We start from the raw sequence: 24,535 nt of genomic DNA, 5'->3' as shown, positions 1-24,535 counted from the left end.
ACTTGAGCTTTTTTTATTGTGATAGAAATATTATTTCGCTATTCTAATACATTTATTTACATAAATATCAAACTATTGTCTTGACTTGGTATAAATGATAGATAAAATAATTCAATAATACTACAAAGCGTTACAGGTTTTATGCTTTATTGCGAAGAAGCGAGAGGGGATCGGATCGGATGAAAAATAAGCGATTAACAGGCTGGGCAGTATGTGCAGCAATTCTATTGTTGCTAACAACAGCGTGCGGTGAAAAGGGGAAGGATGCAGCAAGTGGACAACAACAGAGTGGTGCGAAAAACTCGGATAAAGTATCCATCGGTATTACGCAAATTGTTCAGCATACTTCTTTGGATGAGGCGAGAAAAGGATTTGTGCAAGCGTTGAAAGATAACGGCTATGAAGAAGGCGTTAATTTGGAGATCGACTATAAGGACGCGCAGAACGATATTAACAATACGAGCACGATTGCACAGAAATTTGCTAGTGATAACAAGGATCTTGTATTAGCGATTTCTACACCGTCTGCACAGGCGGCAGCTCAGCAAATTAAAGATGTTCCTATTTTATTTACGGCGGTAACCGACCCTGTTGGCGGTCAACTGGTCAGCAGTATGGAGCAGCCAGGTGGCAATGTAACAGGTACGACCGATTTGCATCCAGAAGCAATATCTACATTAATGGAGTTTGTTAAGACTTCGATTCCTGATGCGAAAGCGGTTGGCATTATTGCGAATGAAGGAGAGCAAAACACGGTTACAAATATTACACAGGCAAAAGAAGCTTTAGAGAAGCAAGGACTTGAAGTAGTGGTTGCTCCAATTACGAATAGCTCAGAAGTAAAGCAAGCAGCTGAATCGTTGATTGGTAAAGTACAAGCGGTTTATGTTCCATCGGACAATACGGTTGTTAGCTCGCTAAGCACAGTCGTTGCGGTTGCTAATGAACATGATATTCCTTTGTTTGTGGCCGAGAAAGATTCTGTAAAAAATGGCGGGGTTGCCTCGTTTGGCTTTGAATACTATGACATCGGCTATGCAACGGGAGAGATGGCCGTAGATATTTTGAAAAACGGGAAGAAACCTGCTGATATTCCGGTACAAGTACCAAAAGAATTGGATCTAGCGTTGAATATGAAATCAGCTGCTGAACAAGGATTTACAGTGACTGATGATATGAAGAAAAGTGTTAAGGAAGGCAACTTATTTGAATAATGAAACGGCCCGCTTAATTGTAATTGTTAGGCGGGCTTGTACGTTGACATAACAGATAACAGCGTCGGGAGGTAGCAGATATGTTTGGTTCAGGGTTTTGGACGGCTATGTATAAGTCATTCGAGTTAGGCATGTTGTATGCCATTATGGCACTTGGCGTTTATGTAACGTTTCGAGTGTTAGATTTCCCGGATCTTACAGTTGATGGAAGCTTTACAACAGGAGCAGGCATTGCCGCGATCGGAATTAGCTCTGGACTGCATCCACTGGCAGCGACTTTGTTGGCTGTTGCAGGCGGTGCGCTTGCAGGTATGATGACAGGACTCATTCATACGAAGGGGAAAATTAATCCCTTACTGTCAGGTATTTTAATGATGATCGCGCTTCACTCCATTAATTTGCGCATAATGGGCAAGCCCAATATCGGATTATTGAATCAAGAGACTTTGTTTACCTCGCTCGAAAAGGGCTTCATGTTCATCGCAATCGTTGGTGGTTTGGTGCTAATTATCAAATTTATTATCGATTGGTTCCTGAAAACGGATATCGGATTAGCGTTAAGAGCTACAGGTGATAATGCACGGATGATTCGCAGCTTTGGCGTTAAGACGGATTCCACTATTATTGTCGGTGTAAGCTTATCCAATGCGCTAGTCGCTTTATCGGGTGCATTAGTAGCACAGTATCAAGGATATGCGGATCTTCAATCTGGAGTGGGAATGATTGTCATCGGTCTTGCTTCTGTTATTATCGGAGAGGCGATTTTCGGTAAGCGTACAATAGCCCGAGTCACAATGGCTGTCTTGCTAGGAGCCATACTGTATCGATTAATATTGGCTGTAGCCTTGCAGATGGAAGTAGACTCTACGGACTTGAAGCTATTAACGGCGTTGATCGTTGTTTTCGCTCTAACGTTGCCTAGAATAAGAGGCAATATGAAGCAGAAGGCTGTTAGCCGCAAGCGAGCTGTTGAGATGATGAAAGTAGGAGGGGAAGGTTAATGCTTCATATTGAACAAGTGTGCAAAGTATTTAACCCAGGCTCCCCTGATGAGAAGCTCGCTTTATCTCATATTAACCTACAGCTGCGAGCAGGTGATTTTGTTACCATTATCGGCAGTAATGGGGCTGGAAAATCAACATTGATGAACTTGATTTCCGGAGTATTATTTCCCGACATCGGCTCCATATCAATTGGTAGTCAGCCAGTTACTACCATGCCTGAACACGCGCGCAGTCGCTTTATCGGACGTGTATTTCAGGACCCGATGGCTGGAACAGCACCTGCGATGACGATTGAAGAAAACTTAGCGATAGCGAAGCGTCGAGGTAAGCGACGCGGGCTTGGTATCGGTGTTAACCGTAAGGATCGGCAGTGGTTCAAGGAGCAGCTTGCTACATTAGGCATTGGCCTAGAAGATCGTCTTTATGCGAAGGCTGGGTTGCTCTCAGGCGGAGAACGCCAGGCGCTGAGCTTACTGATGGCTACTTTTATGAAGCCGGAGCTGTTGTTATTGGATGAGCATACTGCTGCACTTGATCCTGCTCGAGCTGAGTTGATTACAACGCTGACAGAGAAGATTGTTCAGGAGCATCAATTAACAACATTGATGGTTACTCATAATATGGAGCAGGCTATCCGACTTGGCAATCGACTTATTATGATGGACAAAGGACGAATTATTTTAGATATCGGAGCTGAGCAAAAAAGGAAGCTAACGGTAGATAAGCTGCTTTATGAATTTGAACGAATTCGCGGCACTAAGTTCGCAGATGATAGAGTTGTACTTGGTGGATAATCGCTTTGAATGAATAGGTCCTGATGCTTATGTTGCCCCCTAGTGGTTATGCAATATAAGCATCAGGACCTGTTTGCGTAAACGCTCTCTTGTATTGGAGGTTAAATATGGTACAATACTTGCAATATGTGACATTTTGTCGCATTTTGTCCGCTGCATGTGAGCAGGGGGAAACTGGACCATTTTTAGCCGGATGAAAAGGGGAAGAATGAACATGAGAAGTAGAAGAAAAGGGAGTATTATGCTTAGAATGATTATCGTAGTAACCGTTACGATGATTGCTTTATGCTCTACTATGTTAATCAGAGAGCTGAATTTTCAACGAAGCATGTATGTTGGCTCACTTGAACAGCGGTTAAAAGTAATGGTAGATCTAGAACTGCAAGAATTAAATTCCTCAATTAGACAAGCCTCTTATACATTGTCAGATAACAACAATAGTACTGACTTCAAAACAAATACGACATTTATTATGATCCGCGAAAAATTAAATTTCTTAACGAAAGATGATGTAATCAGTACATACGTTTTACTCCCCGATCCGATAAAGACAGATAACGGAACCGGATTTAAAATTGTACAAGGCAGCAACTCATTTGAAAAACGGGGTCTTACCCCAGGAAAAACATTCGAGGCTGATCCAGAAATCGTAGCTGTGTTAGATAAGCTAAAGACGAAGGGGATTGCAACATCATCAGACCACCGAATTGGCGACAGTCATGTAATGACTGTACTTCATGATATTAAAAATGAACAGGGTCATTTGCTTGGTATTTTAGGAATGGAGTTTAATTACGATATTATTGAAGCGGAGCTTAATGCAATATTGGTAGAAACACTCGGAATAACGGCTGCTATCGGTATTGTAAGCTTACTTCTTCTTGCGGCTTATATTCGAGTGAGCCTCAAGCCGCTTCAGCATATGAGCGAGCTTGCTGAGAAAGCAGCAGAAGGGGATTTGACGGTTCGCTTGCAAGTTAATAGATTAGATGAAGTAGGTCGGGTATCTGAATCCTTTAACAGGATGATTGAACGGCTAAGCTTGCTTATTCATGATGTTCGACATATGTCATCAGATGTGGCACTTGCTTCTACGAAGCTTGAGCTTGCAGCGGATGATACATCGATGTCCGCAGCAGAGGTTAATGCAGCCATGCAGCAGGTCGCTTCTGGGGTAGCTATGCAGCAAACCAATGTATATGAGACCAAGCAAGCGATGACCGAAATAGCAGCAGGTGTGACACAGATGGCGGAAACATCTTCTACGGTTGCTGATCAGATGATTGCTTCCTCTCAGCAGACGAAAGAAGGCCGCCAAGTTATTATCCGAACAGTTAATCAAATGGAGCGGATAGGTGAAGCCTCACAGCAAACATTTACTGCTTTAAACGAATTGACCGAACATGTAACTGAGATAAGCGAAGCAGTTGTGTTTATCCAAGGCATTGTGAAGCAAACAGAACTGCTTGCGTTAAATGCATCGATTGAAGCAGCGCGTGCTGGAGAGCACGGCAAAGGATTCCAAGTCGTTGCCGTAGAGGTACGTAAGCTTGCGGAGCACTCTAAAAACTCATTAGAGCATATTATGACGTTAATCAGCGGCATTCATGCACGCAATGTACAGACGACAACGGCTGCTGATCATCAACGGCGAGCGGTTACGGATGGGCTTGCAGTCGTGAAATCGGCGGATGAAGCTTTTGTACAAATTGCAGAGGCTATTCAACACATTACAAGCCTGGTCCAAGAAACAAGCCAAGTTTCTGCAGAAATGTCTGCTGCTTCGGAGGAAGTAATGGCTACGTTGGACCAATTGAACGATATTGCACTGCAAAGTACGGATTATACCAATTCGGTAGCTGCTTCGACGGAACAGCAGACAACGATGGTGGAGCAAATGAAGAGTGAGGTTGCTCGACTTCACACCATTAGTAAAGATCTTGAGCATCAACTGTCTCAATTCCGACTGTCTGAAGAAAAGTAAATCTAAATGGTGCCTGAACTACTTTTACAAGTAGCCTCAGGCATTTTTTGTTGCCATAGAGTTGTATCAACATATATCACTTTGCACGGCGCCTTGCTTAGAAATTGTCGGCAGTAACCACAGCTTCCTCCTCTGATATTCATAATAGTTCTGGACAGCCTATGTGATGGGGGTGAAGCTAATGCCGTACAATCGAGCAGAGCGAATTCATCAGTTACAGAACAAATCACGTTTCACTGAGAAAAGTATTACGCTCAAGTCTAATAAGGCCGCCCGTCGAGCCCCAAGTTTAAACAACATTCCAAAGCAGGAAGTCTAGAGGCTCTCTAGCTATTAAGGAGGATGATGCGTCATGGCGAACAAACAACAAGGTCACGCAAATCAGAATACAACGACTCGTACGTCAGACAGTAATAATGCCAAAGGCAAAAAATAGGAGCTGCGATGACAGAGAACTTCTCATCTCAATTTGATTTAAATAGTGATTATGACTGCTCACAGGCGAATCATGATGTGCCGCAATTAAAGGAGCAGTTGGCTTCCTTGAAGTCACAATATCCTGATCCAGCGGCATCTTCGCAGCCTATACAAGATCAGCTTAATCACGTAGAGAACCAACTGCATTTTATTAAAAATAAATGCAGATTGAATTAATGTTATGATTGTTAGCACTTTTTAACTTTTCATTTATGAAGAAATACAAAAGAGCAGCAGGGCGACCGTAAGGCCAGCTCTGCTGCTCTATTTCGTAACTTCGTTATTTCATGTAGTCTTGCTTACTGATGATAATGATAATAGGATCTGAAGCAAGACTAATGCGCAGCCATCTAAATGTAGATTGTGGATTAGCTTAATAATAGCTGACTGTTAGTTGTTACACTGGTGATACTGGCGTAGTAACGGTTGTCGTAACTGGGCTGCTGCTTCCTTGTGCTGCGGACGAGTCAGCAGTCACACTGCCGCCTTGTTGCAGCTGATACATTCGGAAATAGCGTCCACCAAGTGCAATAAGTTCATCATGCGTACCTTGCTCAACAATTTCTCCACGGTTCAATACGAGAATAAGATCAGCACTGCGAATGGTAGATAGGCGATGGGCAATTATAAACGTTGTTCTTCCACGTTTCAACACCTCAAGTGCGTCTTGAATAATTGCCTCTGTTTCTGTATCAATATTGGCTGTCGCCTCATCGAGAATAAGAATGGCTGGCTCATAAGCAAGTGCACGAGCAAAGGAGATAAGCTGGCGTTGTCCAGCAGACAGCGTGCTTCCTTTCTCGATAACTGGCTCATCAATGCCTTTTGGAAGCTGCTTCAATACGCGATCTGCGCCTACAGCTTGCAAACAAGCCTCAACCTTTTCACGCGAAATGGATGGGTCGTTTAAGCTAACATTGGATGCAATTGTTCCTGTAAACAAATAAGGATCTTGCAGCACGATACCCATATGCTGACGCAGCCATTGTTTTGGTACATCGGTAATATCTTGATCGTCGATCCGAATTTGTCCTTTTTGTGGATCGTAGAAACGGAACAGCAAGTTCATTATCGAACTTTTACCCGATCCAGTATGACCGACAAGCGCAACGGTTTGGCCGGGTTTCGCCTCAAAGTTCAAATTCTTTAATACATACTCATCCTTTTTATAGGCAAATGATACTTGGTCAAACACAACATGACCTTTGTAGCGCGGCATGGAGCCATCGCTGTGCGGTTCAACTGGCTCATCCATAAGCTCGAATACGCGTCCTGCAGATACAATGGACTGATCCAGATTTGCAAGTTGGTTCACCATACCCGTAAGTGGGTGGAACATACGGCCAAGCAAATCCGTAAATGCATAGAGCACACCAAGTGTAATTACTCCACTTTCATTAAGTGCGGCCCCACCGAAGAACCATAGCACGGCAATAAATGCGATATTACGCAGCACGTTAACTAAGTTATGAGACGTAAGTGCGTTTAGATTGAGCATCTTGTTTTGGTGTTTCATGTAATCACTGTTCAAATTCTCGAATTCGTCCATCGTATGTTTCTCACGACGGAAAGCGCGGATGACAGGCATCCCTTGAATCGATTCGTTAATAATTGCATTTATTTCACTAAGACGTGAACGGATAATCGTATTGTAGCCTGTTGCAAATTTGCGATAGAGCACAATCCACAAAATAATCATCGGAACTAACAATAAGCTGATTAACGCTAATTGTGCATCCAAGATGAACAAGGCTACATATATACCTGTAATCATAATAATGCCAGATGTAAAGTTTGATAGCACCGCAACGAATAAGTCTTTGACTGCTTCTGTGTCGTTCGTAATACGCGATACTACTTTCCCTGCTGGGAGATTATCGAAGTAAGGAATCGGCAACCGCTGCACATGTACATATACATCACCGCGAAGTTTGCGAATGACTTTGTTAGCGGCTGTCTGAAGCCCAAGTATTTTACCGAAGCTCATAAAAATGCTTAAAAATAGCAGCAATCCGTAAATTGCCATCCAATATAAAATACCGCGAACTTCGGGTTCATAAAATACGAGCATTTGTTGCAGGGAGAGTGAGGAGGCAGCGCCTTCCCAAACACCATTCTTCGTCGTAATCTTCAACACTCCATCGTTGAATGCCCGCTCTCCTTTTGGATTGGGTACTTCTTCATTTACGAGTACGAAGCTGTAGCCGACTTGTAAAATATGAAGCGCGTCTCCTTTAACTTCACCTGGCTCAAAACGATCCGATCGCTTGTAAGTGCTGCCGTTAAAGGTGACATTATCGCTAGATGAAGTTGTTGTCTTATAGTAAGGGTGCTCAATGCCAAGGATGTGACGATCGATAATCGTCTTGGCAATGAACGGCCCGCTTAATTCTGCTGCTACCGCAAGGGTAAGCATGATGAGGGACAATATAAATGTCCCTTTGTAGTGCATCGCATAGTTCCACAATCGTTTGCCGACTTGCTTCGGCTTAGCGGATTGTTCCGAATCGAGTTGCATAAAAGGTAGTACCTCCTGTCGCTTACAAATTGGAAATGCTGCTTACAGATTCGGGCAGATGCCCAATGAACCAGCGCAGCTGATGCATGTTTGATCAGCAGCATTTTTTCTGTTTCATACGATGCTGCTGTGGGTATAAAAAACGTATAGCTCGTATTGTCTTTTATAAGGAAGACTCTATTTGCTGACGCTCAAATTGCTCTTTATACCAGCCGTTTTGTTGAATTAACTCTTCGTGCGTTCCTTGTTCAACGATACGGCCGTCATCGAGCACAATAATCTGGTCAGCGTGTTCAACTGCAGAAAGGCGATGGGTCGTAATTAATGTTGTCTTACCCGCGCGCAAATTCCGAAGGTTCGTAATAATATTCGCTTCTGTACGAGCATCAACTGCGGATAAAGCATCATCCAAAATGAGCACTTCCGCATCGGAGATGAAGGAACGGGCGAGTGACACACGCTGCTTCTGTCCGCCAGATAACGCGACTCCTTTTTCACCGACAATCGTCTGCGTACCTTGAGACAAGGTAGGAAGATCATGCGTGAACGAAGCCATATCAATGCTTTGCATAATATCTTGCTCTGTTGCGTCTTGATTACCGTAACGAATATTTTGTTCCACGGTTTTGGAAAATAAAATTTGCTCCTGCGGCACATAACCAATCCAGCTGCGAATTTGATCGAGTGGGATTGTATCCAGCGGAACGCCGTTGACTAGCATATTTCCATTTCCGAGCGGGTATTCACGCAACAGTTGTTTGACGAAAGTTGACTTGCCGCTTCCTGTCCGGCCAACAATGCCCAGCGTCTGTCCTTTTAACAAGGTCAATGTGACTTCTTCCAAATTGTTCACTGTAGAAGATGGGTAGCGGAATTGATACTGCTTCCACTCAAACTTCTCAGGGACAATTACATCTTGCGTAGTTGCTGCATCTGCAACGTCTGGCTTGTAATACAACGTGTCATTAATTCGATCAAGGGAGGCGTTACCGCGCTGCATGACATTAATTAAGTCGCCAATCGCGAACATCGGCCAGATGAGCATCCCTAAGTACATATTAAACACAAGCAGTTCGCCGATCGTTAGTTCATTGTGAATGATCAAGTAGGCACCATACCCTAAACCGATCATATAGCTTAGACCAATTGCAAATCGAATGGTCGGATCAAATAAGGCGTCAACTTTGGCAACTGCGACATTTTTCTTATACACGTCTTGTGTAATATCGCGGAAGCGTGCCTCATCATTGCGCTCCTGTACATAAGCACGCAATACACGTACTCCTCCAACCGACTCAAGCACTTGGTCATTCATAACTCCGAATGCATCTTGTGCAGTAGTGTAGCGCTCATGAATCATCTTACCGAATACTTTCATCGCAATCGCGATAATCGGAAGAGGAAGAAGAGCCGCTAGCGTAAGCTTCCAATGGATGAGCACACTCATGGCTACAAGCACCGTTAACAGAAACACCGTTGAGTCGGTAATAAGAAGCATGCCGTAACCCGTCGTTTGAGATACGGAGCGCATGTCGTTGGTTGCTTTAGCCATCAAGTCCCCTGTACGGTTCTTCTCGTAGAAGGTAGGCGTCATTTTAAGCAGATGACGCATAAAGCGACTGCGGAGTTTCCGTTCCACAATGAAAGAAGCTCCAAATAAAGAGTACATCCATCCGTAGGTTATAATATAAATAACGACCATCCATACAATATTGAGCACAATATAGCGACTGAGGGATTCCCATGTTATGGAACCGTACACAATCTCATCAATCGCTTGCCCGAGCAGTCTTGGAGGAATCAGCTCAAGGATGCCGACGACGACTAGCAGTGTAACGCCAAATATATAGCGCCACTTATGTTCTTTGAAAAACCAACTGAGCTTGGATAATACCGAAAGCATAGATTCCCACATCCTTTTTTGTTTGAGGATTGGAACATAATCCTCGTTCGTTAGGTTAAGCGCACATGTAAATAAATATAAAAAAGGTATACCGTCGCAGACGATATACCTAGTGCGTATTAGATATAGACGTACGGGTCTGATAAGCCCCGAACCGATAAATGACTTGACACAACTGGATTAAAAAGGTAATGTCAAAGTTCAATCGTTCTTGTTCAACGTAACGAACAATTGAAAGAAGATTACCTATTTAGAAAGTGATGTATCATTTATATGCAGGGCTTCCTGTATGCAGTTAACGTTATAGTTGGCGTCGAACGCCATATGATTCAGTAACAACATGGATAGCACCTGCCTTTCGTTATGTAGTAGTTGGATTAAAAATTAGAAATAAGTTTGCTTTAGCTGACTTGTTGATTCTAGCACTGCATGTAAACATTGTCAATCCGTTTTTCGGAACATTTTTCCACGATTAGGTTTCGAAAGTCATATTGAGCATGGTTATCAGCCTTTGCTAATAAATAAGGAAAGAATACCGGCGGCAATGAGCGGCCCGACTGGCACACCGCGAAATAGGGCAACACCGATGATTGTGCCAACGAGAAGACCGGCGACAATCGTAGGTGAGGTGGACATTAAACCGACGCCTCTACCGCCAAGATAGCTGACAAAGATGCCGACTGCGATGGCAAGCAGTGACTTCCAGTTCATGAAGGACGCTGTTAGTGTCGCCAGATCGTATTTGCCGCTTGCAATCGGAGCCATTACACCGATCGTCAAGACGATGATTCCTATCGTGAGTCCGTATTTCTCGATCCATGGAAATAGGGTGTGTGCTTGCGTAACTCGCAATAGCAGCAGGATAACCATCGCAATGGTCACCGTGGAATTGCCGCTTAGCAAGCCCAGTCCAGCTAGGATGAGCAGGATAAGCGCAGGTGTATCGATTTGTGTCATGTTGTCGTACAACTCCTTTCTAGCTAGCACTTACGATAGCATAATCGTTATTGATTGCAAAATTGTTGCTTGCGAAATATCACTGTGAGATGATCAAGGATATACAATGTCTAATCTTATATAACGGGATTACATAGAGGAGGACTACGGATGAAAAAGCTGCTAATTACTGGATTCGATCCATTCAATGGAGAAGCGATTAATCCTTCATGGGAAGCTGTTCGTACACTAGATGGTCAACAAATCGGTGCCTATGAAGTGAAAGCGCTGCTGCTGCCAACTACATTCCAGCGCTCTGGGGAATTGTTGAAAGAAGTCGCATTGAATGGTACACCTGATGTTATTTGGTCTGTCGGTCAAGCCGGCGGACGCCCAGACATTACATTGGAGCGGGTAGCTATTAATGGAATGGATGCCGTAATCCCTGATAATGATGGGGCACAGCCAATGGACGAGCCAGTAGCAGTCGATGGTCCAGCAGCATACTGGACGACACTGCCGCTCAAGGCAATGAAAGAAGCGATTCAGCAGGCGGGGGTTCCTTGCTCTGTTTCTTATACAGCAGGAACGTATGTGTGCAACTCTACCTTTTATAAGATCATGCACATGATTGAAACGGAGCCGTTATTAAAAGGCTGTCGTGGTGGATTTGTACATATTCCATTTATTCCAGAGCAAGCGGTACGTCATCCAGGCAAGCCCAGCATGTCGCTCGAATATATTCGCCGCGCGTTGACGGCGGGCATTGAGGCTATAGATGAGAAAGAATTGAGTACGGTGAGCGCAGGTATTTTGCATGGTGAATCTTAAGCATTGTTCCGCAGTCGTATTAGGTTAAATAATTGAAAGACAGGCAAGAGGAAGGGGCTGCAGTGTGAGCGATCATATAACAGCATTGGAATACGACCAAGAAGAACATAAATTAGCGCATATCGTCCGGGTTATGGACAAGCAGATGGAATCACTTCACTCGACAATTGGGGATCAGCAACAAGAAATTGTAGAGATGAAACGTCATTTTTGGGATGAAGTGTCCGTTGATAAAGAACAGTTGTTTGAAACGTACGTAAGCATTATGCAGCAAGCTAAAGACTTGGCCAATTATGAGCGTGTTCAAGATCACGCTCGTCGTCTCTTAACGAAGTTGGGTAAGCATATCGGCAGCCCGTACTTTGGCCGAATCGACTTCCGTGAGGAATACGAGGTGGATAAACTACCTGTTACGATCGGATTGATGTCGGTTACGGATGAAAATGGCGAACATCTCGTCTATGACTGGAGAACACCAATCGCCAGTTTGTTCTATGATTATGCGCCAGGCCCCGTGCGGTATCGTACGCCGATGGGTATCATTACAGGCGAGATGACCTTGAAGCGTCAATATTTAATTCGCAGCAGCAAGTTGGAAGCAGTCTTCGATACAGGGATTCAAATCGGAGACGACATGCTTCAAGATATGTTGAAGCGCAGCGCGGATACGAAAATGAAGACCATTGTAAGCACGATCCAGCGAGAGCAGAATGCGATTATTCGTGACGATGCTCATGAAGTGCTCATCGTACAAGGAGCGGCTGGAAGTGGAAAGACGTCAGCTGCCATGCAGCGAATTGCTTATTTGTTGTATAAGTACCGCGACAGTATGCATTCGGAGCAGGTGGTTCTTTTTTCACCGAATGATCTGTTCAACGATTATGTGTCCAACATTTTACCGGAGCTTGGCGAATCCAATATGACACAGACGACGTTTCAGCAATATGTGGATTATCGTTTGCGGACAACGAGACAAATTGAAGACGTCTATGATCAAGCAGAGCGGTTGATGAATCCATCAAGTGAAGAAGTTGGTCAGTTGGAACGGGCTTCGGCACGCTGGAAAGCCTCCGAATCATTTATGGCAGTTGCAGATGCCTTTGTGACAAGCCTGATGAATGAAGGAATTGCCTTTGAATCTTTGGGTACGCCTAAACGAACGGTTATTACAGAAGAGATGCTGAGGGAGCATTTCTATGTTACGTTAGCGGATTGGTCGCTGCCAGCTCGTATGGATAAGACAAGAGAGTGGATTAAAGGCTACTTGAAGGATTGGGCTGCGAGGGAAGTTAAACGGGTGTATCAACGATTCCTGAAACAACCGAATTATATCGGATCAGAAGAAGAAATGATGCAAATGAGCAAAAAGCATGTAAGCAAATGGGTAAGAGAAATGCGACGTAAGGCGCATACCTATGGATTTATCAAATGGGATGCTCTCTATGAGCAGTTCAACGCTCATTTGCCTCGCTGGTGTGAGAACGCATTGGCAGCTGCATCTACTCATGACGCAAGCAAGCAAACAAATACGAGTGCGGAGAAAGTTGCTGTGGCTGGGTTGACTGGTATCGCAGCTTCACATGTTGATCCTGATATAATGCCTACCGCTTCATTGGTAGCAAATATGGGGGAACACACACTTGCTCGGATGAATGAGGGTATCATCCCTTACGAAGATGCTTCTGTCTTCTTGTACATTATGGAGAGCATAGAGGGCTTCAATACGTTTAACCATATCCGGCAAGTTGTTATAGATGAAGCGCAGGATTACTCTGCCTTCCAGTACGCACTGTTGTCTCGCTTGTTCCCGCGGAGCAAATTCACGATATTAGGGGATTGGAACCAAGCGATTTATGAATCCAATCGGGTTGGCCGTGTCGAAATGGTGCAGCGTATGTTCCCAGAGCGTAAATCTACGGTCATTAGACTGAAGAAGAGCTACCGCTCGACAAAGCCGATTTCAGAATTCGCTCATGCCATCCTGCCAAATGGCGAGCCAGCAGAGCCGTTTCATCGTGATGGCAAGCCACCGGTTGTTCATGTTGTTACAGAAGCAGAACGGCCTCAGCTTGTATTCGAACGGTTGCAGCAATTGCGGGAAGCGGGCTGTCAATCGATCGCCGTATTAGCGAAAGATGAAGCTTCCAGTGCACAGGTATATCAGTTGCTCAGTCAGCAGGTGGAAGGACTGAAACGTGTGACGAAGCATACACAGCAGTTTTCTGTAGGCTGCTGGGTTATTCCGTCTTATTTGGCAAAAGGGCTCGAGTTCGATGGCGTTATTATTTGGGATGCGGATCAGGAGCATTATGGCCATGAACGGGATCGCAAGCTATTGTATACCGTTTGCACACGAGCCCTTCATGAGCTGCATTTATATGCTGTAGGGCAACCATCGCCGTTATTACCTGTTGCTGAAATGAAATAAAAGTACGTTAAATTAAGCAGATAAGCGCCTTTTGCAAGCAGAATGATTGCGATGCAGAAAGGCGCTTTTTATGTTGTTTGTATTGGAATGTTATTCCTCGATTGTGAAGGTTAAGGAGAAATGATATATTGGTCATAATAAATGCCTATCATTTCCTATCGTTATCATTGTTCAATCTAGGCTTAAAGTTACGATAGTCATGCGTGTTAGTAATGGGTAAATATCATTTATAATCATATCGAATAAGGAGAGCGAGATACGAGTGAGTCTATTTGGGTTGGTATGCTGCTCCATAGACATCAATCACGTGTCTCCACTACGTAATGATGAATTATGATTCGCGCTCCCCACTTTATATGCAGGTCCAGCAATATATTCAGCGTCGAATTGAGCAAGGAGAACTAACAGCACATGATCGAATTCCGACAGAGAAAGAGCTGATGGCTCAGTTTGAAGTGAGTCGCATCACTGTTGTGAATGCGCTTGCATCGCTTGTGAAGGAAGGTTTCATTTATCGAGTTCCTGGTCGGGGAAGTTTTGTAGCAGAAGCGGCTCCGCGTGTAGGATCGACCCATTCAGTTAACGACTCAAGTGGAAAGTCGGACTCCATATATAAGCACGTAACTATGGAAAAGAGCCGTCTTGTCGGCCTTGTTATGCCTTCTTTGAATGACTTATTTGCGATGCGGCTGCTAGCTGCAATAAGAGAAACTTTGCAAGCACGGGGACTCACCTTAATGGTTGCGTTCAGTGATGGGAACAAAGCAGAGGAAGAACGGCTTATTCGACAATTTGTCCAGTTAGGTGCGGAAGGGCTGCTTATTTTTCCTGTAGATAAGGACACATATAATGAGGAAATATTATCTTTGAAGGTGAATCATTTCCCGTTTGTGCTGATCGATCGTTATTTGCCTGGCGTAGAGACAGACTATGTGTGTTCGGATAATCGCCTTGGTGCGCAAATGGCGGTTGAGCATTTGTTTCAATTCGGACATCGTCGAATCGTCATTTGCACGGATGCCTATCGGGAATGTGTGAGTGTAAAAGATAGAATTGCAGGTTATATGAACGCTTATGAAGGGAACGGGCATATGATTGATCCTGCCCTTATTTTGACCGATTTCCCAATGCCTTCTGAACATGAAGCGGTTGATTCAAATCTACTAGCTGAATGTATGCGCAATCGAACAGCTACCGCCTATGTGGCACTGAGCGGCAGGATTGGCATTCAGCTGCTCCAGCTAGCGAAACGACTGCAATTACGAGTGCCCGAAGACATTTCAATTGTAACCTTCGATAATCCAGAAAGCTCAACGGAGCATGAAACATTCTTTGATCACATTTATCAAAATGAGGATGAAATCGGTAGAAGAGCTGCTTCGATCTTGATAAGAAGGCTGGATAAAGACGATGCGTCGGCTGATCCTGTGAACAAATACGAGAAAGTGATACTAGCGCCGCAGCTTGTCATCAAGCGTTCATCCGCACCCGTGCAAGTTTATGCGAAGCTTCCGTAATATTGGCTAGGAGAATTTCGGTGTGAACCATCTTCATGTGCAGCCTAAAAAAAGCTGTCTGCAACCCAAGGGAAGGGTTGCGGACAGCTTTTTTTGTATCATACTTACGCACTCTGTTAACGATGAATTTGCAGCAGCGTAAGTACAGATAAAAAGTGGGTTACAGAACCCGCTAATACGAATAAATGCCATACCATATGATGATAGGGAAATGCACGCCATACATAAAAAATGGTCCCTAACGTATACAGGATGCCGCCAGCTATAAGTAGATTCAAACCATATCCAGACATAATTTGAACAAGAGGTTCCCAGGCGAAGACAATAATCCAGCCCATAACGACGTAGAGTGCAGTAGAGGCAAATAAAAATTGCTTCGTATAGAAGGCTTTGAACACGACACCGCCGATGGCAATCGTCCATACCACTGCGAATAACGTCCAGCCAAGCTTGGCTGGCAGAGCAATAAGCACGAATGGTGTGTACGTCCCAGCAATGAATAAATAGATGGAGGCATGGTCGAATGTCTCAAATAAATCTTTCACTTTACCTTCAGGAAAACTGTGCACAAGTGTCGAGGAAGTATAGAGCAGCAGCATAGATATGCCGTATATGGTGAAGCTGACAACATGCAGCGGTTCTCCATAAATAGCCGCAAACACGATAAGCAGGGTAAGAGCAGCAATACTTAGTAAAGCTCCAATACCATGCGTAATCGCATTTGCGATTTCTTCTCCCTTTGAATATGTGTGGGTGACGGCCATGTAAATCACTCCTCTTTAGCCGAACATGATCAAGATAGATTGCCTATTAAGATGTTAATTTAATTGTATCGAACTGTGATTGGTCCTGCAAATAGCAAACGTCATAGTGAAAATGAGTCTATCATTCATTCCTAAAATGAATGAATCTGTAAATTATGGATCGAACTATATTTTAGTTCATATTGTTTCTTCTTTCATCGTTCGCTTTTCCTTGTTTAGATGCAAATAGATGCGATATAAGTAAAAGGATGACATAAAATATAGGACTAAAGGCATAGAAATTAGGTTCATTGGATCATCATGGGGGGCATAGAAAAATGAAACAGAAGATCGAAGTGGGAGTTATTCTACGATTACTCAGAAAAGTTTTTGGTTCTTTACGTGTAAAAATGATTGTTCCGATCCTGGCGGTGACGCTTATTCCTCTACTCGTGACAACTACGTTATTGATTACGAATTATTCGGCACTGCTGACGAAGACGACGCGTCAAGATCAGCAAAGGATTGCGCATATAAGTGCTAGCTTCTTGGATCAATGGTTCGCTAGTAAGAAAGCAGCTCTCGTGAACATTGATGATAATCACCCTGAGCTGGGGGCGAATGATCTGTCGGCGTTGATCCCGACGTTGAAGGCAGCGGGCAGCAGTGATGAAGAGGTTGTATATTATGGGTATGTGGATAGCAATGGGTTACTGTACAAACCTGATGGCAGCAAGAAAAGTATTGAGGATCTAGAGCTATTCAAGCAGATGCAGCAGTCGAAAGAAGCGTTTGTGTCTGATATTGAGAAAAAACTAGATGACAAGCAGCCGGTCGTTGCTGTTTCCCATCCTATTTTATCAGAGGCGGGAGAGTTTACTGGCGGTTTGGTTGCTGTACTTGAACTTCAAGATGTAAACGCTTTAATCAAGAAAGTGACATACGGAGAGAATAGCTACACCTTTATTCTTTCGCCGAAGCTGAATATTGTTGTGCATAAAGATCCGGAGCGCTGGGCACAGCCATTTGCTAGTTATTCTACGCAAGGTAAAGTGGTCATGTTCCAAGAAGAAGTCATGGCGAAGCATGAAGGCTACATTAACTATCAAGAAACGAATGGGGAAAATAAGTCGGCAGCTTATGCAGAAATTGCGGAAGCCAGTGGTTGGCGTCTCGTTATAACAGCTTCGGAAGATTCTTTATTAAAAACAATCGAAGACTCAAAGGTGTTGGCATGGTGCTTAATAGGTATTACTGCCTTGCTTGTGGGAGTGGTTGCTTATTTAGTGGCCAATATGATTATAGGACCGATCCGAAATATTTCAAATCTTATGAAGCGGGTTGCACGTGGAGAGGTGTCCTCACGCTTGCATGTTAAAGGCAATCATGAGATGTCTTTGCTGCAGCGCAATATTAATGAAATGCTCGACTCCATTGTAGAGATGATGCTGAAAATGAAGGAAGCGACTCAGCAGCTTACGCGTTCTTCCAAGCAGTTGAGCGGTGTTGCAGAAGTGACAACATCTGCTGCTCATAAAGTATCTGAGTCCGTACATACGGTTGTGCAAGGATCAGATGCACAATATGATGGCGCCAATCAAACGCGCAATGCGATGGAAGAAATGGCTGGAGGCATTCAACGAATAGCCGAGTCGGCATCAGTCGTGTCAGATACGACGCAGCAAGGACTTTCTTTAGTCAACCGTGGTCATCAAGAGATTCAATCTACAATGATGCAAATGAATCGCCTTAAGCAGTCCATGGCTGTAACGGCTAGCACGGTGAGTACATTGGAAGAGAAGTCAAACGATATTGAAAAAATCGTCACGATGATATTGGAGATTGCAAGTCAGACGAATTTATTGTCTCTTAACGCATCGATTGAAGCAGCCAGAGCAGGTGAGCATGGTCGCGGCTTTGCAGTTGTTGCTCAGGAAGTGAAGAAGCTGGCAGAACAGACGGCAGAAGCGTCCAATACAATTCGCGGCATGGTAGCTGATATCGCAGCAGCAACGCAAGAAGCTGCGGCATCCATAGCCAAAGGTATGCAGGAGATGGATAAAGGTGTGAAGATTGCTGGCGCTACGGGAACTACCTTCCAATCGATATTGAGCTCTATTGAGCGGATTTATCAGCAGACGCTTGAAGTTTCAGCAACGTCTGAGGAAATGTCCGCAAGTACAGAACAAGTGACGGCCTCTATGCAAGAAATCGTGACGATTGCTCGTGATTCACTTGAGCGTTTAAATATCATTTCTCTGTCGGCAGATGAACAAAAAAAGTCGATTGGTAATCTTTCTGCTTCAGCAGATCATTTAAATCAATTATCTAGTGAATTAGAAGTCCTAGTGGATAAATATCAAATCTAATAGTATAAGCTTGCTAGGCAAAGTGAGGGATTTTGAGATATAATGGATTATATTGGATGAAATATACAAAATGAATGAATAAGAAATGTGGTTATTGCAACTAGATTGGGGGATTCTTCATTCGTACATATACAAAGATCTGAGCTGTTAGATTGTATCCATTTCATAGCGAATGAAAAGGAAAGACAACAGCGAATTCGAGCTAGATTAGGTGAACTTGATGAACATATGGTTGCAAGCCATTTTAAACTGTTGCAGTTATGTGATGACATTTCTTTATATGTTTGCATGAATGAACCCGGGGTGTCTAAAGTGAATGAGCATCCGTGGTACAAGGAAGGATTCGAAACGATTATTAAGGGGCAGAAAATAAATGCGCGTTGGATTAGCGCTAACGAAATTAAGATCGATCCTTGTGTGTTTGACAGTGAGTTTACAGCCACGATGAAGTCCAAATACGTCGCAAAAGATGTCATAAGCCGTATTGGAATTCATGCTGCCTATAAAGAAACGAAATGGTCAGAACTCACAGTGACATTTAAAAACTAAGTGGAGGTTGGGCGAATGATTAACAATTTGTATGAAACGCATATCCAAGTAACTAATTTGGAACAATCCATCACATTTTACAAAAAACTAGGGCTAGAACTAGCTCACTTTATCGAAGAAAGAAGAGTCGCCTTCTTTTATATGGGAACGGATAGACAAATGCTAGGGATATGGGAAGTGCCACATGGAGCAGCAGTTAGTAAGAGGCATTTTGCATTTGGTGTTGATTTAGAAGACTTATTAAACTCGATAGAATGGTTGAAGGAAAAAGGAATACAGCCTATAGAGTCATTCGGTAAACAACCGATTGAACCTTTAGTACATACATGGATGCCGGCAGCTGCGGTCTATTTTGAAGATCCAGATGGAAATGAACTGGAATTTATCTCGTGGCTGCAAGAAGAGCCAAAAGATATTGGCTATGTACCTTATTTAAGTGAATGGGTCGAGCTGCATCGCCGTTAGGAGAGGAGATAAAAAAATGATTGAATTACGAAAAATAACTGGAGATAACATAGATGAAGTAATAGAACTTGAAGTTGGAGAACACCAGAAAGACTTTATACAAACGACTAACCTCAGAAGCATTGCAGACGCTTATGTGCTGAACGCAGACGGGATACCAGCGACTCCCTTTGCCATTTATGCCGATGAAGTTGTAGTTGGATTTTTGATGTATGATTATGATACGTTGGACCACGAATCATTTGAAAATGAAGTTTTTTACGAGAAAAAGAGCTATTTTATTTGGCATATTATGATTGATAAGAGTTATCAGGGGAAAGGATATGGCAGACTTGCCTTGGAAAAAATGTTGACGGATATTGAAACGATGCCATATGGGGAAGCAGAATATGTAGCCCTCTTTTATCGAACAAGTAATGTCAAAGCTAAAACATTATACGCTTCATTTGGTTTTGTAGATACAGGCATCATTCAAGATGATAATTCGATGTTTGCGATTAAAAGTCTAGATACGTTCCACTCAGTCTAATACTTTATTTTCTCTGTACAAATATCATTTCTTATCTAATAGCAAACAAGGGTTGCCCGTTATGTTTATAGCAGCGGGTCAGCCCTTGTTTGCTATCTTATCGGATTTCCATTCATAGAAAATTAAAATTAGTTTCACATTGAAATGTAAGTTGAGGTACAGGTGTTCGTAAGCGTATAATAGGTAAGTGATGTCCAAATTTAGCCATATGAAAGTCAGGGGAACCAACTAGCAGAATACAGGTTGAACCATAACGGAAGAGGAGATGAAGATAATATGACTCGCTTGCAAACGATCAATATTGTTTTTCCAAATTCGAATGAAAATGAAAAAGACTGGATAAATCTGTTCGGTGATCTGTTCCTTGATTTAGCTAATAAAGAAAACACTGCAGTTTGCTTCACCTTGATGCCAGAACAATATTTACCTTCAACTGTAATTCGAGGGGATGACGTAACATTTCCGGTCATTACGTTTGATGATGTGAAGAGCAAGCGCCAACTGGCGATTGATTTGGAAACGATTGCAGCAAAGGCAGTTGTAACGTCTAATCACGAACTTAACCATGCTCACTATCTCCCTATCGATAAGCTGCATGCGCTGTTAAAAGGAAGAATCGTCGGTGTCGATCATACGGGGGTCAATCTGCCCACTTCCATTATCTCTCGTCCCGAATGGGAGCGGGTGTTGAATGTACTTGCATCACACAGTAATGTCTATCATTATCCAGAAGAAGATTGGCCATTTATTATTCCTGCTGATGAAACGGAGTTCGCTGAAGATATTACGAGCTTTGATCGTAAGCGAACACCTAAGTTTGAGCTTGTTTATGATAAGTATGCAAATAAACCTATGTTGCAATTTGCGCTGGAAACGAATATTCCAAGATCAGAGATGGAAGCGCTGTTCCCTGGACCTTCTGGATTTGCGATTCCGGGTTTGGATGAAATATTCCGTTCTGTGTTAATTCAGTCTCCATGGAATGAGCTGCTGACCATTCGTATCGATCTATATTACCTGGCACAAGATGCTGAAGTAGAACTTAATGATTGGGCAACAGGAGAGTGGCTCATTCGAGAAGGCGGTCGAGTCAAGGCAGGAGTAGTAAAATGATAAGAGAAGCGGAAGCAAGAGACGCCGAAGAGATCGAGCGTTTATACAAAGAACTGCTTCCCACCAACGCTAATGTTAAGGTGCTGGGAGAACGCTTAGAATACATTAAGCTTAGTACTAATAGTTATTTGTTTGTCTATGAGGACGAAGATAGAATTATTGGTACCGCCCATGTACATTTATGTGCAGACGCTTTAAGTGGCCATCAGCCATTTGCTGTTGTTGAACGAGTGATCGTATCGGGGGAATACCAAGGTAGAGGTTATGGCGCGAAGCTCATGAATCATATTGAGCAGCTATGCAAAGAGCTTCATTGTGTAAAGATTATGCTGACAAGCCAATCACAGCGCGAACAAGCACATGAATTCTATACTCGATTAGGGTATGATGGTACTGGAAGTAAAGCATTTAAAAAATATGTTTAGCTATCTTAGGAAGACTTAGGATAAATACGATAATGAGGTTGCACAATGACTAGAATAGGAATTATACGACACGGAAGTACGGAATGGAACAAGGAAGGAAGAGCACAAGGAAGTTCTGACATTCCTCTTAATGAGAGCGGCTTGTTGGAGGCGCAGCAGCTGGCAAATCGATTGAGCAAGGAACAATGGGATGTTATTTATACAAGCCCATTATCCCGCGCTAAGACAACAGCTGAGGCGATTGCCAGTGAAATGAGCGATGTGGAAGTATTGTTGGACGACAGATTGCGTGAAGTAAATGGCGGTCTCATCGAAGGCACGACCGAAGAAGAGCGTGTGGCCAAGTGGGGAGAAAATTGGCGCGAGCTGGATTTAGGTATGGAGTCTAAGGATCAAGTGTTTGCGAGGATTTTGTCATTGGTTCAAGATGTGACGGACAAGCATGCTGGACAAAATGTATTACTTGTAGGCCACGGCGCATTTATTAGACATTTGTTTGAAGTATTGCTGCCTACTTATAAGGCTGAGACTCGCTTGAAAAATACTTCTGTGTCCAACATTGTCCAGTCCGACAATACTTGGCAGTGTGAGCTTTACAATTGTACGGCACATGTAGATAAGCAATAATATAGAATATAGGACGACCCGGTATTGGATACACGTTGCACTTGCGATAAACGTGATCTGGTACCGGGTCGCTTTATATCATACCGGTTACTTATTTCTCAGGTCCATTTAGTAGCAAAAATCGTTCATAGTATCTTCTAGATAACGGAGGATGGAAGGCAGATTCGTGTAGCAGGATCGAATAGTTCCCTGGTATGAGCATATCCGGCAGTATTTTTTGAATATGGAGCTTGTTAACTAAATAGCTGCGGTGAGATTGAAATAAATCTTTGGCTTGTGTGTAAATCTCTTTCAAGGTAGATAAGGTGCGAATGCGAGAGGAGTCCGTAAGAACAATGTCGGAATATAAGCGGCTGATCTTTTCTACAAATAGAATGGTATCTTCCCGAATGGAAAATGAATGGTCTTTCAGTTTGCATACGATAAGATGGGGCTTTAGCTGATTCGTACGAACTTTGGCGGGCAGCAGTCGACGAATTCCTTGTTCGATATGTTCTGCGGACAGCTGCTTCAAGACGGCAATTTTGTCTGTTACGAAGTGTTGAGGAAGAGGTTGAGATGTAGCATCTTCTTGTAAAAATAAAAAAGGCGGGTCAACACCTCGAAGATGGATTTCATGGCAAGCCATAATCATGCTTTCTTCTTTTAGAAGTGTACTGGTAAGGACGAGATCAGGCTCCAAATCCATGCATAGCTGAATGAGTCTGTTCTTCGAACGAGCGATGTGGATGCTTGCACTGCCTAAAGAAGTTACACAGGCCATAACCTTTTCTCTCGTTTCTTCATTGTTAATGGCAACAACAGTAGTAAATTCTTGCATGGTTCAATCCTCCCACTCTATCTATTTTGACAAATTTCGCGCCATTTACTACCGAATTGTTTACCGCATACTACTGAGCTATATCCTAAATGGTTTTTATAGTATACAATAAATTCACTTCTAGCAAATGGTAATGCTTCATACGTAACTTATGTCTTGGATGTTGCGGTATTATTCCTCTTGCATCAATCGTTTTGTCACCTCCTTCATATGTGACTGCTCTATTTTTAAATCCACTTCAGCAATCCACTTTCTGCTATTTCAACGTTAATCAGACCATTCAATTATTCTACCATTGTTTTAATTGCAGCCTCTATTTCACAGATTTTGAAAGATGAAGTGGAGCAAGCGTAGCATACGTTTCATTCTTCATCTCATGATTAAGGTTAAACAAACTACTAATTCCGATTTAACACATGGGACAAGTAGTATTATATCAATGATATGCTCAAGTTCAAATGATAAGGAGGAACTAATTCGTGTTTATGTTGGATGAAATTTTAGAAAACAAGCATAAGGAAGTAGCAGAAAAAATTCGGCTCAAGCCATTGCAAGAAATACAAGCAAAGCTGGCAGAGGTGCGCCGTCCGCGGCCATTCTATGAGGCTCTTAATCAGCCGGGAATATCGCTAATCGCGGAAGTGAAAGAGAAATCCCCTTCTAAAGGGACGTTCCGGGAAAAATATAATCCATTAGAGTTGGCTCGCATTTATTCCGAACATGGTGCACGCGCAATATCTGTCTTAGCTGACAAAATGTTTTTTGGCGGCGGAGCTGAAATTGTGGAGTTAATCGCGAATGATGAGCATGTTCACATTCCTGTTATGTATAAGGAATTTATTATTGACCCTTATCAAATCTATGAAGCTCGATCGGTCGGGGCGGATGCTGTGTTGATGATTGTACGAGCCATTGACCCTAGCCAATTGAAAGAAATGATAGTCCTTGCCCATGAGCTTGGTATGCAGGCGCTCGTAGAGTGCTTTACAGAAGGGGAAACCCAGCGGGCTGTTGAAGCGGGGGCGGCTATTATCGGCATTAACAATCGGGATTTGCAATCCTTTGATGTTGATTTACAGCGTTCAGAACGTATGCGTTCTGGATTGCCAGCTGCAACGCTGACGGTCAGCGAAAGCGGCTTGTCGACCCCGGATGATGCTAGGAAAGCGGAGCAATTAGGCTTCGATGCGATGCTAGTCGGGGAAGCGCTGCTTAAAGCGCCAGATGTGGTGAGTAAAGTTCGTCAATTTGCAGGTGTTGCGAATGAAGTTAAATCGAACCCGTAAGCA

21 protein-coding genes are annotated in these 24,535 nt (G+C 43.3%); 16 read left to right on the top strand and 5 right to left on the bottom strand.

Translation table 11 applies throughout. The features are described 5' to 3' along the window. Positions 1 to 179: 179 nt before the first annotated feature. The 5 genes from FPZ44_RS16055 to FPZ44_RS16035 all read left to right on the top strand — a co-directional run bounded on the left by FPZ44_RS16055 (position 180) and on the right by FPZ44_RS16035 (position 5,650). Complete coding sequence (locus FPZ44_RS16055) at positions 180 to 1,214, top strand: ABC transporter substrate-binding protein (RefSeq protein ID WP_144991538.1); 1,035 nt, start codon at positions 180 to 182, stop codon at positions 1,212 to 1,214. Positions 1,215 to 1,294: 80 nt separating this feature from the next. Next, the gene (locus FPZ44_RS16050; RefSeq protein WP_144991537.1) at positions 1,295 to 2,215 is read left to right on the top strand and encodes an ABC transporter permease; all 921 of its coding nucleotides are present in this window, start codon (positions 1,295 to 1,297) and stop codon (positions 2,213 to 2,215) included. After that, positions 2,215 to 3,012 carry an ABC transporter ATP-binding protein gene (locus FPZ44_RS16045; RefSeq protein WP_144991536.1) on the top strand — a complete coding sequence of 266 codons (798 nt, stop codon included), beginning with the start codon at positions 2,215 to 2,217 and terminating at the stop codon, positions 3,010 to 3,012. The genes FPZ44_RS16050 and FPZ44_RS16045 overlap by 1 nt, the downstream gene beginning before the upstream one ends. Before the next feature lie 214 nt (positions 3,013 to 3,226). After that, the gene (locus FPZ44_RS16040; protein WP_186786072.1) at positions 3,227 to 4,996 is read left to right on the top strand and encodes a methyl-accepting chemotaxis protein; all 1,770 of its coding nucleotides are present in this window, start codon (positions 3,227 to 3,229) and stop codon (positions 4,994 to 4,996) included. Between the two features lie 444 nt (positions 4,997 to 5,440). Next, complete coding sequence (locus FPZ44_RS16035) at positions 5,441 to 5,650, top strand: DUF2524 domain-containing protein (protein ID WP_144991534.1); 210 nt, start codon at positions 5,441 to 5,443, stop codon at positions 5,648 to 5,650. 220 nt (positions 5,651 to 5,870) lie between these two features. On the opposite strand, the gene FPZ44_RS16030 is transcribed toward FPZ44_RS16035, so the two are convergent. The 3 genes from FPZ44_RS16030 to FPZ44_RS16020 all read right to left on the bottom strand — a co-directional run bounded on the left by FPZ44_RS16030 (position 5,871) and on the right by FPZ44_RS16020 (position 10,842). Then, positions 5,871 to 7,991 carry an ABC transporter ATP-binding protein gene (locus FPZ44_RS16030; protein WP_144991533.1) on the bottom strand — a complete coding sequence of 707 codons (2,121 nt, stop codon included), beginning with the start codon at positions 7,989 to 7,991 and terminating at the stop codon, positions 5,871 to 5,873. A gap of 163 nt (positions 7,992 to 8,154) precedes the next feature. Continuing rightward, positions 8,155 to 9,894, bottom strand: a complete 1,740-nt coding sequence (locus tag FPZ44_RS16025) for an ABC transporter ATP-binding protein (RefSeq protein ID WP_144991532.1) — start codon at positions 9,892 to 9,894, stop codon at positions 8,155 to 8,157. A gap of 504 nt (positions 9,895 to 10,398) precedes the next feature. Continuing rightward, on the bottom strand, positions 10,399 to 10,842 hold the full coding sequence (locus FPZ44_RS16020) for a DUF441 domain-containing protein (RefSeq protein ID WP_144991881.1): 444 nt from the start codon (positions 10,840 to 10,842) through the stop codon (positions 10,399 to 10,401). A gap of 159 nt (positions 10,843 to 11,001) precedes the next feature. On the opposite strand from FPZ44_RS16020, the gene pcp reads away from it, so the two are divergent. The 3 genes from pcp (at position 11,002) to FPZ44_RS16005 (ending at position 15,606) form a co-directional block, all read left to right on the top strand. Then, entirely contained in the window at positions 11,002 to 11,661 is a 660-nt protein-coding gene (gene pcp / locus FPZ44_RS16015; RefSeq protein ID WP_144991531.1) for a pyroglutamyl-peptidase I, read from the top strand. Positions 11,662 to 11,725: 64 nt separating this feature from the next. Next, on the top strand, positions 11,726 to 14,089 hold the full coding sequence (gene helD / locus FPZ44_RS16010) for an RNA polymerase recycling motor HelD (RefSeq protein WP_261378346.1): 2,364 nt from the start codon (positions 11,726 to 11,728) through the stop codon (positions 14,087 to 14,089). 323 nt (positions 14,090 to 14,412) lie between these two features. Beyond that, positions 14,413 to 15,606: a GntR family transcriptional regulator gene (locus FPZ44_RS16005; RefSeq protein ID WP_261378345.1), complete on the top strand. Its 1,194-nt coding sequence runs from the start codon at positions 14,413 to 14,415 to the stop codon at positions 15,604 to 15,606. A gap of 116 nt (positions 15,607 to 15,722) precedes the next feature. Here the strand turns inward: FPZ44_RS16005 and trhA are convergent, their stop codons facing one another. Beyond that, the gene (gene trhA, locus FPZ44_RS16000) at positions 15,723 to 16,370 is read right to left on the bottom strand and encodes a PAQR family membrane homeostasis protein TrhA (protein ID WP_144991530.1); all 648 of its coding nucleotides are present in this window, start codon (positions 16,368 to 16,370) and stop codon (positions 15,723 to 15,725) included. Positions 16,371 to 16,687: 317 nt separating this feature from the next. Between trhA and FPZ44_RS15995 the strand changes: the two genes are divergently transcribed. The 7 genes from FPZ44_RS15995 (at position 16,688) to FPZ44_RS15965 (ending at position 22,426) form a co-directional block, all read left to right on the top strand. Further along, positions 16,688 to 18,718: a methyl-accepting chemotaxis protein gene (locus tag FPZ44_RS15995; RefSeq protein WP_144991529.1), complete on the top strand. Its 2,031-nt coding sequence runs from the start codon at positions 16,688 to 16,690 to the stop codon at positions 18,716 to 18,718. Positions 18,719 to 18,805: 87 nt separating this feature from the next. Further along, positions 18,806 to 19,267: a DUF3891 family protein gene (locus tag FPZ44_RS15990; RefSeq protein WP_261378344.1), complete on the top strand. Its 462-nt coding sequence runs from the start codon at positions 18,806 to 18,808 to the stop codon at positions 19,265 to 19,267. Between the two features lie 15 nt (positions 19,268 to 19,282). Then, the gene (locus FPZ44_RS15985; protein WP_144991527.1) at positions 19,283 to 19,732 is read left to right on the top strand and encodes a VOC family protein; all 450 of its coding nucleotides are present in this window, start codon (positions 19,283 to 19,285) and stop codon (positions 19,730 to 19,732) included. A gap of 16 nt (positions 19,733 to 19,748) precedes the next feature. Beyond that, positions 19,749 to 20,261, top strand: coding sequence for a GNAT family N-acetyltransferase (locus FPZ44_RS15980; RefSeq protein ID WP_144991526.1), 513 nt, complete (start codon positions 19,749 to 19,751; stop codon positions 20,259 to 20,261). Positions 20,262 to 20,537: 276 nt separating this feature from the next. Beyond that, the gene (locus FPZ44_RS15975; RefSeq protein ID WP_144991525.1) at positions 20,538 to 21,374 is read left to right on the top strand and encodes a hypothetical protein; all 837 of its coding nucleotides are present in this window, start codon (positions 20,538 to 20,540) and stop codon (positions 21,372 to 21,374) included. Next, entirely contained in the window at positions 21,371 to 21,799 is a 429-nt protein-coding gene (locus FPZ44_RS15970; RefSeq protein ID WP_144991524.1) for a GNAT family N-acetyltransferase, read from the top strand. The genes FPZ44_RS15975 and FPZ44_RS15970 overlap by 4 nt, the downstream gene beginning before the upstream one ends. A gap of 45 nt (positions 21,800 to 21,844) precedes the next feature. Next, a complete protein-coding gene (locus FPZ44_RS15965; protein ID WP_144991523.1) occupies positions 21,845 to 22,426 on the top strand; it encodes a histidine phosphatase family protein in 582 nt (193 codons plus the stop codon). A gap of 91 nt (positions 22,427 to 22,517) precedes the next feature. Here FPZ44_RS15965 and FPZ44_RS15960 read toward each other — a convergent pair whose 3' ends face one another. Further along, positions 22,518 to 23,246 (bottom strand): LytTR family transcriptional regulator DNA-binding domain-containing protein, encoded by a 729-nt coding sequence (locus tag FPZ44_RS15960; protein WP_144991522.1) that lies wholly within the window; start codon positions 23,244 to 23,246, stop codon positions 22,518 to 22,520. A 485-nt stretch (positions 23,247 to 23,731) separates the two neighbouring features. Between FPZ44_RS15960 and trpC the strand changes: the two genes are divergently transcribed. Further along, positions 23,732 to 24,532: an indole-3-glycerol phosphate synthase TrpC gene (trpC, locus tag FPZ44_RS15955; RefSeq protein ID WP_261378393.1), complete on the top strand. Its 801-nt coding sequence runs from the start codon at positions 23,732 to 23,734 to the stop codon at positions 24,530 to 24,532. Positions 24,533 to 24,535: the final 3 nt, after the last annotated feature.

The organism is Paenibacillus agilis (genome assembly GCF_007786455.1).
GTDB classification, from domain to species: Bacteria; Bacillota; Bacilli; order Paenibacillales; family Paenibacillaceae; genus Paenibacillus_B; species Paenibacillus_B agilis.
The sequence above is the reverse complement of the archived record's forward strand: the minus strand, read 5'-3'. Positions and strand labels throughout refer to the sequence as shown.

What these genes read in the sequence shown, in the direction of transcription:
- FPZ44_RS15985 (WP_144991527.1), top strand. Translation starts at nt 19,283, where the DNA reads ATGATTAACAATTTGTATGAAACGCATATCCAAGTAACTAATTTGGAA.
- FPZ44_RS15975 (WP_144991525.1), top strand. Translation starts at nt 20,538, where the DNA reads ATGACTCGCTTGCAAACGATCAATATTGTTTTTCCAAATTCGAATGAA.
- FPZ44_RS15970 (WP_144991524.1), top strand. Translation starts at nt 21,371, where the DNA reads ATGATAAGAGAAGCGGAAGCAAGAGACGCCGAAGAGATCGAGCGTTTA.
- pcp (WP_144991531.1), top strand. Translation starts at nt 11,002, where the DNA reads ATGAAAAAGCTGCTAATTACTGGATTCGATCCATTCAATGGAGAAGCG.
- FPZ44_RS15995 (WP_144991529.1), top strand. Translation starts at nt 16,688, where the DNA reads ATGAAACAGAAGATCGAAGTGGGAGTTATTCTACGATTACTCAGAAAA.
- FPZ44_RS16040 (WP_186786072.1), top strand. Translation starts at nt 3,227, where the DNA reads ATGAGAAGTAGAAGAAAAGGGAGTATTATGCTTAGAATGATTATCGTA.
- FPZ44_RS16025 (WP_144991532.1), bottom strand. Translation starts at nt 9,894, where the DNA reads ATGCTTTCGGTATTATCCAAGCTCAGTTGGTTTTTCAAAGAACATAAG.
- FPZ44_RS15960 (WP_144991522.1), bottom strand. Translation starts at nt 23,246, where the DNA reads ATGCAAGAATTTACTACTGTTGTTGCCATTAACAATGAAGAAACGAGA.
- trpC (WP_261378393.1), top strand. Translation starts at nt 23,732, where the DNA reads ATGTTGGATGAAATTTTAGAAAACAAGCATAAGGAAGTAGCAGAAAAA.
- FPZ44_RS16045 (WP_144991536.1), top strand. Translation starts at nt 2,215, where the DNA reads ATGCTTCATATTGAACAAGTGTGCAAAGTATTTAACCCAGGCTCCCCT.
- FPZ44_RS16030 (WP_144991533.1), bottom strand. Translation starts at nt 7,991, where the DNA reads ATGCAACTCGATTCGGAACAATCCGCTAAGCCGAAGCAAGTCGGCAAA.
- trhA (WP_144991530.1), bottom strand. Translation starts at nt 16,370, where the DNA reads ATGGCCGTCACCCACACATATTCAAAGGGAGAAGAAATCGCAAATGCG.
- FPZ44_RS16050 (WP_144991537.1), top strand. Translation starts at nt 1,295, where the DNA reads ATGTTTGGTTCAGGGTTTTGGACGGCTATGTATAAGTCATTCGAGTTA.
- FPZ44_RS16005 (WP_261378345.1), top strand. Translation starts at nt 14,413, where the DNA reads ATGATGAATTATGATTCGCGCTCCCCACTTTATATGCAGGTCCAGCAA.
- FPZ44_RS15965 (WP_144991523.1), top strand. Translation starts at nt 21,845, where the DNA reads ATGACTAGAATAGGAATTATACGACACGGAAGTACGGAATGGAACAAG.
- FPZ44_RS16055 (WP_144991538.1), top strand. Translation starts at nt 180, where the DNA reads ATGAAAAATAAGCGATTAACAGGCTGGGCAGTATGTGCAGCAATTCTA.
- FPZ44_RS16035 (WP_144991534.1), top strand. Translation starts at nt 5,441, where the DNA reads ATGACAGAGAACTTCTCATCTCAATTTGATTTAAATAGTGATTATGAC.
- FPZ44_RS15980 (WP_144991526.1), top strand. Translation starts at nt 19,749, where the DNA reads ATGATTGAATTACGAAAAATAACTGGAGATAACATAGATGAAGTAATA.